The organism is Marinococcus luteus, assembly GCF_034497705.1.
In the GTDB taxonomy this organism is placed as follows: domain Bacteria; phylum Bacillota; class Bacilli; order Bacillales; family Marinococcaceae; genus Marinococcus; species Marinococcus luteus_A.
In genome coordinates this window covers 225,964-241,607 of the sequence record NZ_JAXRUV010000004.1, presented here as the reverse complement: position 1 = coordinate 241,607, position 15,644 = coordinate 225,964, and the positions used below count along the sequence as shown (strand labels likewise).

Genomic DNA, 15,644 nt, shown 5'->3' with positions numbered 1-15,644 from the left:
TAGATTATGGAATTTAATCATTATAAAAGTACAGTAGAAGAATATTTGGAAAATTATTATGAGAATCTTATACAGAAAAAAGTTCCCTTATCTGAAAGAATGCTGGAGAGTTTTTTAAATAACGAATTGGCTAACATGAATTCTTATAAAAAGGGCGTAATGAATGAGATAAAAATTGATGTAGAGGAATTTTTAGAAAAAACGTACAACAGAGAACAAGTGGATCATTTCATGAAAGTATATAGTGAAAAAGTATACACAAACAATTTCTCCTTCGCTAATTATAATTCGGAAAAGATATTTTCAAGACAGCGTCAAACAGAAAAAGAAGAACCGATAAAAGACTCAGTAAAAGAAAATGTTTTTCTTCAATTATTAGAGTGCTTTAAAAAAATAATCACTAAAGGGAGAAATTTTTTAAATGAAACTCCAGGAAATAAAAATAACAAAAAAAATAAAAATAGCTTTTCTTCTAAAAGCAACAAAACAAGCAAAGAATTCGAAATTGAACAAGAAAAAGAAATGAGAGAAGCCTGGAAAGAACTATGGGAACATAGAAAAGAAGAAATAAAAAGCAAAATAAATAAAGAAATTAGCCTGGCCAAGGAAATATTTCAGGAATTAGAAATAAAAGAGAAAAATTAATGTTAAAAAGGGGGGGGATCTGTTTTGATTAATTCTAATGAAATGTTTAACCTGTCGAAAAAGTACCGCACTTTTTTCATGCCAGAGCGTCAATTAATTGAAGATCATAATGGTTCTCCTAATGTCTATGATTTCTTTATAATTTCTGAAATATTCATACATGATAAAAATGAAGAAAAAATAGAAGCGCAAATTAAAAAATCTATGGAAGAATGGATCAACGGCCTTCACGCTTTCAATACTAAATTGATTTTTAAAGTCTCAAGTGATGGTAATGGCAGAATAGAAGTTTCAATAGCAGATACAAAAAGGAAATTGAAGCAGTCTAATGTAGAAAATTCATTTCCATCCACGATGGTAAATGCTTCTTCGGAATCTATTACTACATATAATCATACGGCTGCTGTGGTTGGCATTCCGTCAACAAAAGAGGAAGACACCTCGGCTTGGCTTACTTTGTTTCTTAGGGGTAACGCATACAGGCGTTTTACTATCTGTATACTGGCACAACCGGTTGAAAATTATCATTTGTTGGAAAGTTTAGAAGAGGATTATGTATACTGGCAGGGAAAACAAAAGAAAACTTTTTCAGAATCTATAACTAAAAATGAACAAACACAAAAAGGTGAAACCAGCGGAGGAAATAAAGGGGCAGTTGTAGTAGGCGTGAATAGTTCTAAAAATTGGAGCAATGCTACTGGCGAATCTACAACATACGATACTTCTACGGAAGAAAGCAGCTTTTTGATAGAACAGTATTGTTTATTACTGGAAAAACATATGGAAAGATTTCATTTTGCTTCTTCTATTGGTCTTTGGCAGACTGCGATTTATGTGTCTGCGGAAGAACCTTCTGTGTTAAAAGAAGTACAGATGGCTTTAAATGGCGCTGCTTCTAAGGAAGAACATCTAATGGGTTTTCATTTGTTTGAAAGTAAGAAAGTAGCTGATTATATGTCTACAGCTTCTTTTCCTTCAGATGTAGAAGAGAAAAATTTGTTAAGAGGTAATCACCATCCAGCTACTTCTGTGTTAAATTCTCATGAATTAGCTAAATTAAGTTATCTTCCGTCCGAAAAGTATGAAGGTTTTTCTCTAAGGACCGTGAAAGACTTTGAAATAGAAACGGGTTTTGAAGCTATTGATGAAGAGGCATGGGAAATAGGGTTTAATTTTCAACGTAATAAATTAATTAATAAATCAATGAAGCTCCCGTTCTCTAAGTTAAGGCAGCATACACTCGTTGGGGGCATTACCGGGAGTGGAAAGACAAATACGGTACTCTCTTTACTGCAAAGCAGTCAGGTGCCCTATTTAATTATTGAACCTTCTAAACAAGAATACAGGCACTTGACTAGTTTGATGGAAGATGTGCAAGTTTACACTGTTGGGAATGAATTAGTATCACCGCTAAGGCTGAATCCTTTTTATTTTCCGCCGGGCATCTCAGTAATGGCTCATATTGACTCCTTAAAAGCTGTGTTTATGTCTGCTTTCTCTATGTATGCATCTATGCCTAATATTCTCGAACAATGTTTATATGCAGTTTATCAAAAAGCTGGATGGGATTTAAGCACTTCAATAAATATTTATGTTGATACTAATATTTCACTGGAATGTTACCCAACGTTGGGACAACTATATGAAGAAATTGATGAGTACTTAAAAAATTCTGGTTATGCAGAAGAACAAGAATCAAATATAAGAGCAGCATTATTAACCAGATTAAAAAGCTTAATGACTGGAAGTAAAGGAAAGTTATTAAATACAGTAAATACTTTCAATTTTCAACGGCTGCTTAAACAAAAAACTATCATTGAATTGGAAGAAATTGCTGACGAAGATGATAAAGCATTGGTTATGGGAATATTTTTTATTCGTTTATCCGAAGAGTTGAAAATCACTTTAGGTGAAAATATAGACGGAAGTTTACGTCATTTCACTGTTGTCGAAGAAGCACATAGATTATTTAAAAACCATCAAGGCAACAATAATGCCGAAATCGCTGATATAAAAGGAAAAGCAGTAGAGTATTTTTGTAATTTGCTAAGCGAAATCCGGTCTCTTGGTGAAGGAATGATAATAGTTGATCAAGTACCAACAAAATTAGCACCAGATGCTTTAAAAAATACTGATACTAAAATCATTCACCGTTTAGCTTCTCAAGATGATGCAGAATATGTGGCGCAGTCTTTAGTACTTCAACAAGAAGATACGCGATTTTTGTCACAATTGAAAAGAGGAGAAATTCTTTTTTACACAAGTGGAATGCACGGACCGTCTCATATAAAAGTCCATTCAGCTAAAGAAAAAATGGTTTATACGACATCAATGGATTTAAGAAAAAACGCTGAAGAGTATAATTCAATTTTAAGAGATAAAGAAATAGCCCATCCTATTGCGGAAAACATTATTTATCAGGATGAAAGATTAAAACAGCAAATTATAATTATTTATGAAAAATTTTATTTTAATGCTATTTATGGGGAGATTACTCTAATTAACGAAGTGTTAGCAGAAATGTCTACTAAAGTAATAAATGCGGTTAAGAAGTTTGGTTATGAAATACCAGAAACTCAGAAAAACAGTTTCCTTGCTTGTATTCTATCCAAAATCACGGATGTTTACGTAAATTCTGTTCTTTATTATTCGAAATTAAAAACTTTTTCTAAATCAATAGCTCATTATTTGAAATTGCTCGTAGAAAATCATGTCTACCGTTGGTCGGAAAAAGAGTTAGTACTGATGAAAAAACAACGAGATACTTTGATTTATTCGAATTTAAGAGCTATTAATGAGCGTTTATTAGTTGAAGAAGCCTCAGTACATTGGATGGAAAAAAAGCGAACAGAAACAGATGGAGAAGCAGTACGCATAGCATCAAGTTTACTCCAGGAAAATATTTACCAAGTAATTGATAAAAATGCCTCTGCTACAGAAAATGCTGAAAAAACTTATCTTTATGCTTTGACCCATATTAAAAATAAATTTTTAATATGGCAGCCTACTAATCAAACAGAAGAACTCACATGGCGTGTATTAAAACAAATTACCGTTTATGCAAAAAACGAAAATCTGTGGGAACTTTTCTCGATATGGATCAGCAAGGAGAGAGTATATGGCAATCATTGAAGGAGTAAGTATGGCCGCAGCTGAAGTTACAGAAGTTGTAACTACAAGCACAGAATTAGGAAAACTTGAAGGCTCTTTACAAAACTTAGAGCAAGCAGCTATCTCTCCTGAGACTACAGAGGCGATGGAAGGTTTACAGGTTACAAACGCTCAGTTAGAAACCGAAAAGCTTTATCCCACGATCAATCAAGGCTATGAAGGAACTCTGCATCCAGAAACAGGCGTGCCCTATGAGCGGAATAAGATTGAAGTTAATGGACAACCCATGGAAGGAGTTTTCCCTCAATTTGAAGCTGGTGCAGAAGTAGATTTACCTGAAGGACTACATCAAGCTTCAGACGCGAAGCAGTTTCAATATGCGAATAAAGAGCTTGCTGCAAAATTAGAACAAAATCCTGAATTAGGAAGTATGTTTAATTCAGAACAAATTGAGCAGATTAAAAATAACGATACGCCTGATGAATATACTTGGCATCACCATGAAGAAACTGGAAAGTTACAATTGGTAGACCAAACTATTCATGCTGAAAGTGGACATACAGGAGGAAAGGCTATTTGGGGCGGCGGTTCTGAGGCAAGGTAAGAAAGGACGTTAAATTAATGGAATGGAAATATTGCAAGAAGCAAATAACTGAAAATGACTTATACGAATTAGAAAGTCTATTTAAAATAGAATTACCAAGAGAATATAAAAAGATATTGAGAGAATGTAACGGAGGTCGTCCTAGATTTAATGTTTATGATTCTTTAACAGAAAAAGAAAGGATGGTTAAAGGGCTTTTACCAATTGGTGAAGAATACAATAACAATCCTTTGCAAGTAAAAGATTTATTGGAAAAGAAAAGCTTAGAACGTTTAGTTCCCTTTGCAGAAGATCCAGGGGGGAATTACCTTTGTTTTAAATATATAAATACCGCAGCTGCTCCAAAAGTAGTTTTATGGGAACATGAAACAAACAATACGGAAGAAGTTGCCGATTCTTTTGAAGAATTTCTAGGGAAATTATATAAAATTTAAATCTTCAAATCACTTAAACGGCTTGGTTTCAATGATATTGGAACCAAGCCGTTTAAAATTTTATTTGAAAACATTGTTAGGAAACTGTAAAAGACTTAGATTTTTGAAATGAAAAAAGAATAGAATTTTAAAACCCTGCTGTCCAGCCGCCGTCTGCGGTTAATACCGTGCCATTGATAAATCCTGCATCATCAGAGGCTAAAAACAGTGCTGCGTTCGCAATTTCCTCGGCCTGACCGACACGCGGGATGAGGGACTGGGTTTTCTGGGTCCGGGAAGCGCCGAATTCACTCATATCCTTCATTGTAGAGCCAATGTTGGTTTGTACTGCTCCCGGGGCGATGGCGTTGCAGCGAATACCTTTGTCTGCATACATAAAGCCCGTATTTTTAGTCAGACCGACGACGGCATGCTTTGAAGCTGTATAGGCCGCTCCGGCATGAGCGCCGTTCAAGCCGCCGGTCGAGGCGGTATTAATAATAACTCCCCGTTCTTTTTCCAGGAAGATAGGAAGCGCGTAACGAATAGCACGCATGACGCTTTTCGTATTAATATCAAACAGCAGGTCCCACCTTTCGTCACTAATATCTCCGGCAGCCTCCATGCCGTCCATAATACCTGCGTTGTTGACCAGAATATCCAGAGTGCCGTAAGCGCTGACGGCTGTATCAATCATATTTTGAATATCCTCAGCCTTGGTTACATTCACTTCCACTGCCTGAGCGGTGCCACCGTTTGACGTAATTGATGCCGCCACCTCCTCGGCTCCCTGCTTATTCACATCTGCTACAATCACCTTTGCTCCTTCAGCAGCGAAACGCTCAGCGATTGCTTTCCCCATTCCCGATGCGGCGCCAGTTACTACCGCCGTTTTTGCCTGTAATTTCATGACCTTACCTCCCAATATTAATGTATTCGCTTACAAATTGGTTATTTATTCAACATCTGTTCAATAAATTGATTCTATTTGTAGTATAATAGATGCAGGTTTTTAACTACAATCATCAAAACAAGCATGTATTGTTGATTAGTAAACAAATGACGATTTTTTGTTTATAATTTTAAAATAAAAGAAGGGAGGATGAGGCTTATGAACTCATTCTCTGAAACTACAGACCGAAGAGTGAAAAAGTCAAAAAAAGCAATGCAGCAGTCTCTGCTGGAATGGATGGAGGAAAAGGACTTTGCATCCATTACGGTTACAAATGTTGTTGAAAGGGCTGATGTTAACCGCGGCACGTTCTATAAACACTATGACTATAAAGAACAGCTCCTCGAAGAAATCATGGACGGGGTCACTGATGATTTAAAAGAAGCGTTCCGGAAGCCTTATAAAAATAAAGCAACGCTCGAGCTGCCAAAATTAACGGTGTCTTCAGTGAAAATATTCGAGCATGTACTGAAGCATAGGTGCTTTTACACTCTCGTCCTTACATCAAATACACTTGCGGGTTTTCAGCATAAATTAGCCTCCGTTCTCCAGGAGCTGATTCTCGGGGATCTTTTACATGAGGCAGAGGATGACGGTATCGACCGGGCACTGCAGGCCGGCTATCATTCTCACGCCATTTTCGGAATGATTGTCGAATGGGTCCGCGGGGGATTTGAGCACCAGCCCGATTACATGTCTGAGCAGCTGTTATTAATACTCAGAAGCCGTCCGGCTGACATCGTGTTTAAAGCTGGAAGCCCGTGATAAGAAGTAAATTGCATAAACAACTTTTATTTATTTTTCAAGCTGAAAGGAGCCTTGACCTTGATCGTCTACGAAGCAAATAAACATGAATTTCTAGAAGACGTTTTTCACGATGAACTGGTTACCAATATATGCAGCAACTATACGTCTAAGGTCGGTAAAATCAACGAAGCAGAGGTGCGGTCCTGGGATAATTCGATGCAGTACATGTACCGGGTGCTGATGGATGACGATATTCCGGATAATGCCGGAGTGGCGATTGAATTTAAAATTCCTTATACGTCGAAGCGGGTGGATTTTTTAATATCCGGCAAAAATAATAATGATCCTGCTATCGTTATTGTCGAGCTGAAGCAGTGGAGCAGGGCGGAGAAAATTGAGGGAAAAGAAGCGATTGTCAAAACGGCAATGGGCGGAGGGCTCGTGGAAACCACGCATCCTTCCTATCAAGCCTGGTCGTATGCCTCTCTTATTAAAGACTACAATGAGAATGTTCAAAAGGATCATATTGAGCTGCATCCGTGCGCGTATTTACATAACTACCTTTTACAGTCAGAAAATGAACCTCTCACCGACGACGTCTACACCTATTACGTGGACCAGGCTCCTGTATTTGCAAAGGGAGGAGCTGGGAAGCTCCGTGCTTTTATTAAGCAATACCTGACGCACGGGGATAACAAAGAAAATATTTATAAAATCGAAAAAGGGAAAATACGCCCGTCAAAATCGCTGCAGGATACGCTGAACAGCATGCTCGCAGGCAACGATGAATTTCTGATGATTGATGATCAGAAGGTCGTATACGAAACAGCCCTGCAGCTTGCCGAAAAAGCGAAACGTACGGATACCAAGCAGGTGCTTGTGATCGAAGGCGGGCCTGGGACGGGAAAATCGGTGCTTGCAGTGAATTTGCTGGTGGAGCTGACAAATAGAAATCAAACCGTACAGTATGTAACAAAAAATTCAGCGCCAAGAAATGTGTACGCCAATAAACTAAAGCAGGACTACCGAAAAACCCATATTGATAATTTGTTCAAGGGGTCAGGCAGCTACGTGGACCGTCCGAAGGATGAATTGGACGTGCTTGTCGTAGACGAAGCCCACCGCTTAAATGAAAAGTCCGGCTTGTTTCAAAATCTTGGAGAAAACCAGATGAAAGAAATCATTCATACGTCGAAGCTGGCGGTGTTTTTCATGGATGAACACCAGCGGGTTACCTTAAAGGACGCAGGAACGACAAAAGAGATTGAAGCATTCACTGAGCAGGCAGGCGGCGTCCTGCACCGGATGAAGCTCGCCTCCCAGTTCCGCTGCAACGGCTCCGACGGCTACCTGGCCTGGATCGACGATACGCTCGGTATCCGGGATACAGCCAATGAACACTTTATGGGAAAGGATTACGATTTCCGGGTATTCAGTGATCCAAATGAGTTGTATGAAACGATTGCTGCGTTAAATGAACAAAACAATAAAGCGAGGCTCGTAGCCGGGTACTGCTGGGAGTGGCCCAAAAAGGAGCGGGCCTATTCGAACGCACACGATATTACAATTCCGGAGCACAGCTTTGGTATCAGCTGGAACCTTGACACCTCCAATACGTGGGCCATTGACTCAGGATCAGTCACAGAAGCGGGCTGCATTCACACATGTCAGGGACTTGAGTTCGATTATGTGGGCGTCATTATCGGGGATGATCTCGTGTACCGGGACGGGGAAGTACAGACCGATTATACGAAACGGGCCAAAACCGATCAGTCACTGCGAGGGATTAAAAAGATGATAAAGGAAGAGCCGGAAAAAGCCCGAAAGCTTGCCGATGAAATTATCCGGAACACCTACCGGACGTTAATGACCAGAGGGCAGAAGGGGTGCTTTATCTACTGCACGGATAAAGAGCTTGAGCAGTATTTTAAAGAACGGCTGGCGCTTACGGAACTCGAATACAAGCCGGAGAGCTTTTTCAAAAAAGACCTGGAGGTAGCTGAAAACTATTCCAGCTATGAATAACATTAAAAAGTATCCCTTTGCTCTGGTCAAAGGGATACTTTTAGTGCTGCAATGACTCACGTTTTCTAATCCATTTAAACAGCCACCGCAGTATTGGAGGCACGGCTATAAAAATGAACAGAATGCGAAACAGCTGATAGCAGATAACAATTGAAATGTCTGCGTTCACTTCCCGCCCGATAATGCCCATCTGGTCCATGCCGCCGGGAGCGAGGCTTAATAAGGCAGTAGCGGGAGAAACATGGTGCATATGTTCCAAAATCAGACTGAGACTGAACGCCCCGGCGATTAGAACGACCCCACCGGCTATGGTCAAGGCTCCTATTTTTACTTTCTTCTGCAGTTCTTCGGGCCGGAGCAGCAGGCCGAAATAAGTGCCGATCAAAAGCTGTGCCCCGTTCGTTATGACAACCGGGAGAGACGGCGCCTGCAGGCCGGTAAGCGTAACACCGATCATCACAAGCATCGGTGCGAGCATGTAGGAGGTGGGAAGCCGGAGCTTTTGTCCGGTCCAGGCTGCGGCGACGCAGGGGCCAAGAAACAGAAGAGCAGAAGGAAAAAGGTCGTTCCAGGAGGCCGCTGTCTGAACGGAGCCTCCTCCAGAAGCCGCGTCTCCGTCTGTAAATAGCGGGCTCACCGCAAGCACGGGTACTAGAAACATAATTAAAATGATCCGAGTCACCTGCATAAACGTTACGATCGTAATATCAATCTGTTTTTCTTCTTCCGCGAGAGTGACCATCTGGGAGAGTCCTCCCGGAATGCTCCCGGTCAAAGCCGTGGGCAGAGAGACTCCGGAAAAAGAAGCAAACCCGAAGGCCATTAATCCGGAAAACAAAAGAAGCAGCATCGTCAGTCCGATCATCATTGGCAGCTGGGAGCCGATCTGATAAAAGGTCTCCATCGTAAAAGCCAGGCCGATCGTATAGCCGACAATGATTAATCCGATATTTCGAAGAGGCTGCGGCCAGTACATTTGCACTTGCGGCAGCTTTGAAAAAAGTAATACCACTGCCATCGGCCCGAGCAGCCAGGGAACAGGAATGTTCAGCATGGAAAAGAAGAAGCCGCCAGCACAGGCAGCTGCTGCAGTAATAAAAAGGCGCAGCCAGGCGGGCTGCACAGATATAGAGTCAGGAAACATACAAAGACCTTCTTTATTGATTAGTAACGTAGATTAAAGTGATTGTAGCATAAAAATAGTAAGGCTTCGAAAGGCAGAAAGGAAAGGGAAGGGAAAAAAGAGGGTAAATGATACCTGCGCTTTGACATGATATGATAGAAAATAATGGAATTCATAAAAAGGAGAGATTTGGTGGCGGAACAAAATAAAGAACTGGATTTTTACACGACGAAAAAATACCTTCGCAAGCAGACGCTGGCAACCATTCTTGATCAATTCGATGACCGGCTGATGAATCTGAACAAAACGCGCCGCAAGGCGAAATACGTCAAGATGAAGCAGGATCCCTACAGCTTCTTTCGGGGAAGTGCGTATTTGTTTTACTACGATGTAGTTAATATCCCGTTCCGGCATCATACACCAGAAGACAGACCTACCTGGATTATGGGCGATATGCATATGGAGAACTTCAGCAGCTTTCAGAATGAGAACGGAGAAATTGTTTTTGATGTGGATGATTTTGATGAGGGCTACCTTGGTTCTTATCTGTACGATGTACTACGTATGGTGGTCAGCATCCGGCTGTTTGCGATGCAGCAGGGGTTTGAAGACGATGAACGGGACGCTTTCGTGCGAACGTATTTAGACTCCTATTATAAACGTCTGAAAAAATTTAAAAAAGGCAAAAAAGATCCGGTGAAAACGCAGTTTACTTCAAAAAACACAAAGCAGCCAATCAAAAAGACGCTCGAAAAGCTTGAGGACCGAAAAGCCACCCATGAGCTGGAAAAACAGACTTTCGTTAATGAAAGCGGTGATCATGTATTTGAGAGGGAGAAGTCAAAGCTGGATTCGGTAACCGATAAAGAGTATCAGGAAATAATAAAAATCTGGGACCAGTATTTAGGCAGTCTGGAAGAGAAAAGCTACCAGACCGAAGAGCATTATGAAATCAAGGATATAGTGAAAAAGACAGGCGCCGGTATTGGCTCCACCGGCCTGAAGCGTTTTTACATTTTAATTGAAGGCGGAGAGGACCACGTGATTTTGGAAGCAAAAGAAGCACGGACGCCAATTCCAGCTTACTTTTTCCCGTACGAGGAAAAGTTCTGGGTCACAAATAAACACCAGGGTAATCGGGTGATTAAAACCCAGCGGGCGATGCACCATCTGGCCGACCCCTATTTAGGCTATTTCACGCTGCAGCACCGCGACTACTACGTGCGGGAACGGTCACCGTACGACAAAGATTTAAAAAGTAAGCATTTGGAGAAACCGAAACGGATGCACCACACGGTAAAAACAATGGGGAAAATATCAGCAAAAGTTCATGCCCGGGCAGATATTGATATTCAACAGGGGCTGCTTGATTATCACAGCGAAGATGAAATTTTAAAAGCCATTGGAGACGACGAAGAAATTTTTATTGAGGAAATGGTTATGTGGTCGAGATTTTACAAAGAGCGGGTAGAAGAGGATTATGAGCTTTTTCTTGAATGGCTGAAGGAAAGCTTTTAATACAGAGCAGAAGGTGCCGGCGGGAAGCCGGCACCTTTTTCTATACATAATCAAGAAACTGAAAGACCTCTTCGTTTGTGTACTTATACAAAAGGTAGGTTGAAGCCTGCGGAAGATCGAATTCCGGGGCGTCCACGTGAAGTACCCTTCCTTCTGCAAGCTCCCTTCTCACTGCAGAACGGGGGAGAAAAGAAACGCCGAGACCTTCTTCGATAAACCGTTTCGTTACGTGACTCTGGGAAACCTCCATCGTCTGCAGTGCGGGGAAGCGCGTCCGCAGCTTTCGAAGCAGTGTTTCCCAATAGCCTGGATGATTGTAGGTGAAAACGACATTTTTCGTCAGGACTTCCGTACTGTCGAGAGGCAGAGCTGTTTCAGCATCACCTCCGTCATGAGGGGCAATTAAAAGCACCGGCTCCTGATGCAGCAGTTTCTGGTGCATATCGCTTCCAGAAGCCGGGAGCAGAGAAAGGCCGAGGTCGGCAGAGCCATCATGGAGACGGCGTTCAATGAGAGCAGATTCCTGAACATTGATGACTACGTCAATATGCGGATAGGTTTTTATAAACCTGCGTATAACCCGGGGAAGCATCGATACCGCAAGGAGCGGGGAAACGGCGATGGTCAGTGTGCGTGTCTTGCCCTGCTGCCACTGCTCCATGTCCTCAAGTCCGAAATGATAACTTTTAAGAATAGCCTGAGCATGCGGGAGAAACCGACGCCCGTCCGGGCTCAGTGTGACTCGGCGGCCTTTAGAGACAAATAATTTAAATCCCAGCTGTTTTTCAAGATTGTGGATATGGATAGTTACCGCAGGCTGAGTAATAAAAAGTACTTCCGCCGCCTGGCGGAAATTCTCATATAGAGCTGCGGTAGTGAACGTCTCCAGCCACTCTATTTTCATGATAGCCTCCTTTTTTAATAAGATAATGTTATTAATAATGATGAATTTATTTAATATTTATTATTATATACCTGCGCTAGACTTAATGTAACAATCATAAAGGAGGAAGCTATAATGGAAGGAAAAGGACTGGAAAATGTAGTTGCTGCCGAAACTGCCGTCAGTATGGTCGACGGAGAAAAGGGGAGACTGGTTTACAGGGGGCGCCCGGCGGGAGACATAGCACTTGAATCTTCATTTGAAGAAGCCGCGTATCTGCTGCTTGAAGGAGAAAAACCTAGTGAACAGCAGCTGCAGGTATTTACAGAATCGCTGAAGAAAAAACGAAAGCTGCCGGAGCATATTTGTAAGATGATTGAGCAATTTCCTTATGATCTGAATATGATGAGTGTTATCGAGGCTGCAGTGGCTGCGTTGGCAGAAAAAGCTTCATTGGAAGAACCGCTACGCGATCAGGCTGAAAGGCTGATCGCTGTGCTGCCAGTCATTATCGCCTGCCGCCATCGTTCGCTTCAGCAGAAAGAAATTGTGCAGGGGGACCCCAATCTTTCCCATACAGCGAATTATTTGTATATGCTCCACGGCCAAAAGCCAGCAGAAGCAGAGATCCGGGCACTCGAAGCGTATTTAATTTTAACGATGGAGCATGGCATGAATGCTTCCACCTTTACTTCCCGGGTGATTGCTTCTACAGAGTCAGATTTCTTTTCAGCTGCTGTCGGGGCAATTGGAGCCCTGAAAGGTCCGCTTCACGGAGGAGCACCGGGAGGAGTCATTGAGATGCTTGAAGCTATAGGAGGCAAAGAAAACGCAGAAGTATGGCTGCGGGCGAAAATAGAGTCCGGGGAGCGGCTGATGGGGTTCGGCCACCGGGTATATAAAACGACAGATCCGAGAGCAGAAGCATTAAAGAAAATATGTGAAAGCATTGCAGGTGAAAATGACTGGCTTGATACTGCGTATTATGTAGAACAAAAGGCGGTGCAGCTGCTGGAGGAATACAAGCCGGGAAGAAAGCTTTATACTAATGTAGAATTCTATGCAGCCGCTGTTTTAAAGGCCGTCAAGCTTCCTAAAAGCTTATTCACTCCAACATTCGCTCTTTCACGAAGTGTCGGCTGGAGTGCTCATATTGCAGAGCAGCGAAATGATAACCGGATCATCCGGCCTCAGTCTGTGTATGTTGGCAAATAAATAAAAGATAGAAGGCCGCTGAAAAGCGGTTTTTTATATGGTTGAGTAAGAAAAATTTTCATAATAAACGAGTGAATTAAAAGACAATGGATAATAATGATGATAAAATAAGACTAAAGGACTATATAATTTATAAAAAAGTACTAAGTATATTTTTTTATTATTAAGAAAAAATTTGTACTGTTTGTAGCTTGTGGCTGAGGGAGGGCTGGCTCTTGAGTGGACAAAATAAAGAAGTGCAGTTATATCATACAACGATCAAGTATGGTGTATATATTGCCTTAACCATTCATATGGTGTGGCTCTTAGGCTTTTGGTGGCTGCAATTTGAGGCGATGGCTGCTGTGAATGTGCTCAGCTGTCTTGTATATGTAATTGCCTATTATTTAATGAAAAAAAGAAAATATGTAACATGTTTTTTCCTCGTACTTACAGAGGTCATGGCCCATGCTACTGTGGCTACGATAGTACTTGGCTGGGGAACAGGCTTTCATTACTACATGATTGTTACTGCCTATGTACTGTTCTTTTTTCCGCAGATTCGCGAGGTGAAGGCCACGGCTTTTGTAATTATTATAATTTTGTATGTGGGGTTATACAGGATCACTGTAGGCACGCCTCCTGTAGAAAATGACATTGTGGCTTTCGTTTTGCCGGAAGCAAATATAGTGGGGGCGCTTTGCATTATAGCGCTGTTAGGCTCGATTTTCCGTAATAATTTTGATCAAATGATCCAGAACTTACATCAAATGAACCGGCAGCTTGAACATATGGCCGCGACCGACGTACTCACAGGGCTTTTTACGAGGCGGAAGATGTATGAACTGATGTCTGGAAAAATGGAAAAGAACGATTCCTTTTATATCATGATGATCGACATTGATTATTTTAAATCAATAAATGATAAATACGGGCATGCGGTAGGAGATGCAGCTATCATACATGTCTCGGAAGTTATTACGGCAAACCTTAAGAATACAGGCTTTGTCTCCCGCTGGGGCGGGGAAGAGTTTTTGGCAACGGCTGATGTTTCAAGTGATGAAGAAGCAGAAAGGCTAGCGGAGACGGTGAAAGAGGAGATGAATATAAAGGCCCTGCACCACTGCGGAGAACCGGTGCCGGTAACGGTATCAATCGGGATAGCGAAATGGGAAAGAGGCCGTGATGCTGAAGAGGTGATCAACGAGGCGGACCGGGCGTTGTATAATGCGAAACAAAAAGGGCGGAACCGGACAACGATACATGAAGTGGTGGAAACCTAAAAATAGCTCTTCGGCTAAAAAAGCTGAAGAGTTTTTTTATTAAAAGGAAGCCGCATCAAAAAAAGAGGGTATGATAAAGAAAAGATGAGCAGAGCTTGTATCTTACTGGAGAAATACAGCGAAAGGGGAGAAAAGGATGGCCAGTGAAATTATGACCGGCAGGTATACTACGACAGGGAGTCAGGAAGTGACTGTGTTTATAATAGGAATGAGAATCAACAGATGGCGGGCGGTGCATAAATGGCTGCCGGTGCTGCTTGCAATGCCCCCGATGATCAAAGAATTATCAATAAACAAAGAACTCGGCTGCATGGGCTTACAAAGCTATATTCAATTTCCAGCAACGATGATGATCCAGTACTGGAATTCCGAAGAACAATTGCTGGCATACGCAAAGGAACCGAAGCATCTGAAGGCGTGGCGGACGTTTAACAAAAGAACTAAAGGAAATGACGCAGTCGGTATTTACCACGAAACGTATATAGTGCCAAAAGGGGCATACGAATCGATTTATGTAAACATGCCGTCCTTTGGACTCGGCAAGGCTATTGGCACTGAGCCTGTAACCAAAGCGAACGGTACAGCCAAAGAACGACTGAACCGGAAAGCCGGAAAATAACCAGGTGCACAAGGAGGAGAAAAAGTGGAAGAAGAGAGCCGCAGAACAGCAGGATGGTTGGTGATAGTATTACCTGCAGTTATTTACGGAGGCGTTAGTCTGCTTCAAATGATTGTTTCTAAGGATGCAGGTTATGTAGAGAATACGCTCCGGCAGGATTTTTTTCGTGCCGGACATGCGCACGCAGGAGTGCTTCTTATCCTTTCACTGGTCATACTTTTATATGTGGACTATACTTCCTATGGGCCAAAAGCGAAACGCTTTATACGCCACAGTATTCCGATGTCAGCCATACTGCTGCCAGCCGGTTTTTTCTTTTCAGTATTGGACCCACAAGCTACAGAGCCAAACGCATTTATATATGCTGCCTACGTCGGGGCAGTACTCCTTACCCTCGGGCTAATATTGCTTGGAATCGGCTTAATAAAAAATAAAATTCCAGGCAGGGACTAGGACTAAACTCGTGTTATGACGTATAATAAATAACAGTAACATCCCTGTACAGCACATTCAGGGTAACTTCGACA

General features: G+C 41.9%; 14 protein-coding genes. 11 read left to right on the top strand and 3 right to left on the bottom strand.

Going from position 1 to position 15,644, the window contains the following annotated elements:
* Positions 1-6 precede the first annotated feature (6 nt).
* Genes Q9M42_RS09050 through Q9M42_RS09035 form a run of 4 tightly spaced genes read left to right on the top strand, consistent with a single transcriptional unit; the run spans position 7 to position 4,794 of the window.
* Positions 7-645, top strand: a complete 639-nt coding sequence (locus Q9M42_RS09050) for a hypothetical protein (RefSeq protein WP_322526160.1) — start codon at positions 7-9, stop codon at positions 643-645.
* A gap of 24 nt (positions 646-669) precedes the next feature.
* Positions 670-3,777: an ATP-binding protein gene (locus Q9M42_RS09045; protein ID WP_322526159.1), complete on the top strand. Its 3,108-nt coding sequence runs from the start codon at positions 670-672 to the stop codon at positions 3,775-3,777.
* Positions 3,764-4,360: an HNH endonuclease gene (locus Q9M42_RS09040; protein ID WP_322526158.1), complete on the top strand. Its 597-nt coding sequence runs from the start codon at positions 3,764-3,766 to the stop codon at positions 4,358-4,360. The genes Q9M42_RS09045 and Q9M42_RS09040 overlap by 14 nt, the downstream gene beginning before the upstream one ends.
* Positions 4,361-4,377: 17 nt before the next feature.
* Complete coding sequence (locus Q9M42_RS09035) at positions 4,378-4,794, top strand: SMI1/KNR4 family protein (protein ID WP_322526157.1); 417 nt, start codon at positions 4,378-4,380, stop codon at positions 4,792-4,794.
* A 127-nt stretch (positions 4,795-4,921) separates the two neighbouring features.
* Here the strand turns inward: Q9M42_RS09035 and Q9M42_RS09030 are convergent, their stop codons facing one another.
* Positions 4,922-5,683 (bottom strand): SDR family oxidoreductase, encoded by a 762-nt coding sequence (locus Q9M42_RS09030; RefSeq protein ID WP_322526156.1) that lies wholly within the window; start codon positions 5,681-5,683, stop codon positions 4,922-4,924.
* Positions 5,684-5,884: 201 nt separating this feature from the next.
* Here Q9M42_RS09030 and Q9M42_RS09025 point away from each other — a divergent pair, with 201 nt between their 5' ends.
* The gene (locus Q9M42_RS09025) at positions 5,885-6,490 is read left to right on the top strand and encodes a TetR/AcrR family transcriptional regulator (RefSeq protein ID WP_322526155.1); all 606 of its coding nucleotides are present in this window, start codon (positions 5,885-5,887) and stop codon (positions 6,488-6,490) included.
* A gap of 60 nt (positions 6,491-6,550) precedes the next feature.
* Entirely contained in the window at positions 6,551-8,497 is a 1,947-nt protein-coding gene (locus tag Q9M42_RS09020) for a DUF2075 domain-containing protein (RefSeq protein WP_322526154.1), read from the top strand.
* Between the two features lie 40 nt (positions 8,498-8,537).
* On the opposite strand, the gene Q9M42_RS09015 is transcribed toward Q9M42_RS09020, so the two are convergent.
* The gene (locus Q9M42_RS09015; RefSeq protein ID WP_322526153.1) at positions 8,538-9,641 is read right to left on the bottom strand and encodes an AbrB family transcriptional regulator; all 1,104 of its coding nucleotides are present in this window, start codon (positions 9,639-9,641) and stop codon (positions 8,538-8,540) included.
* Between the two features lie 171 nt (positions 9,642-9,812).
* Here Q9M42_RS09015 and Q9M42_RS09010 point away from each other — a divergent pair, with 171 nt between their 5' ends.
* Positions 9,813-11,138, top strand: coding sequence for a DUF2252 domain-containing protein (locus Q9M42_RS09010; protein WP_322526152.1), 1,326 nt, complete (start codon positions 9,813-9,815; stop codon positions 11,136-11,138).
* Positions 11,139-11,178: 40 nt separating this feature from the next.
* On the opposite strand, the gene Q9M42_RS09005 is transcribed toward Q9M42_RS09010, so the two are convergent.
* Positions 11,179-12,042, bottom strand: coding sequence for a LysR family transcriptional regulator (locus tag Q9M42_RS09005; RefSeq protein WP_322526151.1), 864 nt, complete (start codon positions 12,040-12,042; stop codon positions 11,179-11,181).
* 114 nt (positions 12,043-12,156) lie between these two features.
* On the opposite strand from Q9M42_RS09005, the gene Q9M42_RS09000 reads away from it, so the two are divergent.
* From Q9M42_RS09000 to Q9M42_RS08985, 4 genes are all read left to right on the top strand, one after another.
* The gene (locus Q9M42_RS09000; RefSeq protein WP_322526150.1) at positions 12,157-13,236 is read left to right on the top strand and encodes a citrate synthase/methylcitrate synthase; all 1,080 of its coding nucleotides are present in this window, start codon (positions 12,157-12,159) and stop codon (positions 13,234-13,236) included.
* Positions 13,237-13,451: 215 nt separating this feature from the next.
* Positions 13,452-14,498 carry a GGDEF domain-containing protein gene (locus Q9M42_RS08995; RefSeq protein WP_322526149.1) on the top strand — a complete coding sequence of 349 codons (1,047 nt, stop codon included), beginning with the start codon at positions 13,452-13,454 and terminating at the stop codon, positions 14,496-14,498.
* Positions 14,499-14,634: 136 nt separating this feature from the next.
* Positions 14,635-15,117 (top strand): DUF4188 domain-containing protein, encoded by a 483-nt coding sequence (locus Q9M42_RS08990; protein ID WP_322526148.1) that lies wholly within the window; start codon positions 14,635-14,637, stop codon positions 15,115-15,117.
* A gap of 24 nt (positions 15,118-15,141) precedes the next feature.
* A complete protein-coding gene (locus Q9M42_RS08985; RefSeq protein WP_322526147.1) occupies positions 15,142-15,570 on the top strand; it encodes a hypothetical protein in 429 nt (142 codons plus the stop codon).
* The last annotated feature ends 74 nt before the right edge of the window (positions 15,571-15,644 follow it).

Coding starts and splice junctions, on each gene's coding strand:
- Q9M42_RS09040 (WP_322526158.1), top strand. CDS start 3,764: ATGGCAATCATTGAAGGAGTAAGTATGGCCGCAGCTGAAGTTACAGAA.
- Q9M42_RS09035 (WP_322526157.1), top strand. CDS start 4,378: ATGGAATGGAAATATTGCAAGAAGCAAATAACTGAAAATGACTTATAC.
- Q9M42_RS09000 (WP_322526150.1), top strand. CDS start 12,157: ATGGAAGGAAAAGGACTGGAAAATGTAGTTGCTGCCGAAACTGCCGTC.
- Q9M42_RS09050 (WP_322526160.1), top strand. CDS start 7: ATGGAATTTAATCATTATAAAAGTACAGTAGAAGAATATTTGGAAAAT.
- Q9M42_RS09025 (WP_322526155.1), top strand. CDS start 5,885: ATGAACTCATTCTCTGAAACTACAGACCGAAGAGTGAAAAAGTCAAAA.
- Q9M42_RS09015 (WP_322526153.1), bottom strand. CDS start 9,641: ATGTTTCCTGACTCTATATCTGTGCAGCCCGCCTGGCTGCGCCTTTTT.
- Q9M42_RS09030 (WP_322526156.1), bottom strand. CDS start 5,683: ATGAAATTACAGGCAAAAACGGCGGTAGTAACTGGCGCCGCATCGGGA.
- Q9M42_RS08990 (WP_322526148.1), top strand. CDS start 14,635: ATGGCCAGTGAAATTATGACCGGCAGGTATACTACGACAGGGAGTCAG.
- Q9M42_RS09005 (WP_322526151.1), bottom strand. CDS start 12,042: ATGAAAATAGAGTGGCTGGAGACGTTCACTACCGCAGCTCTATATGAG.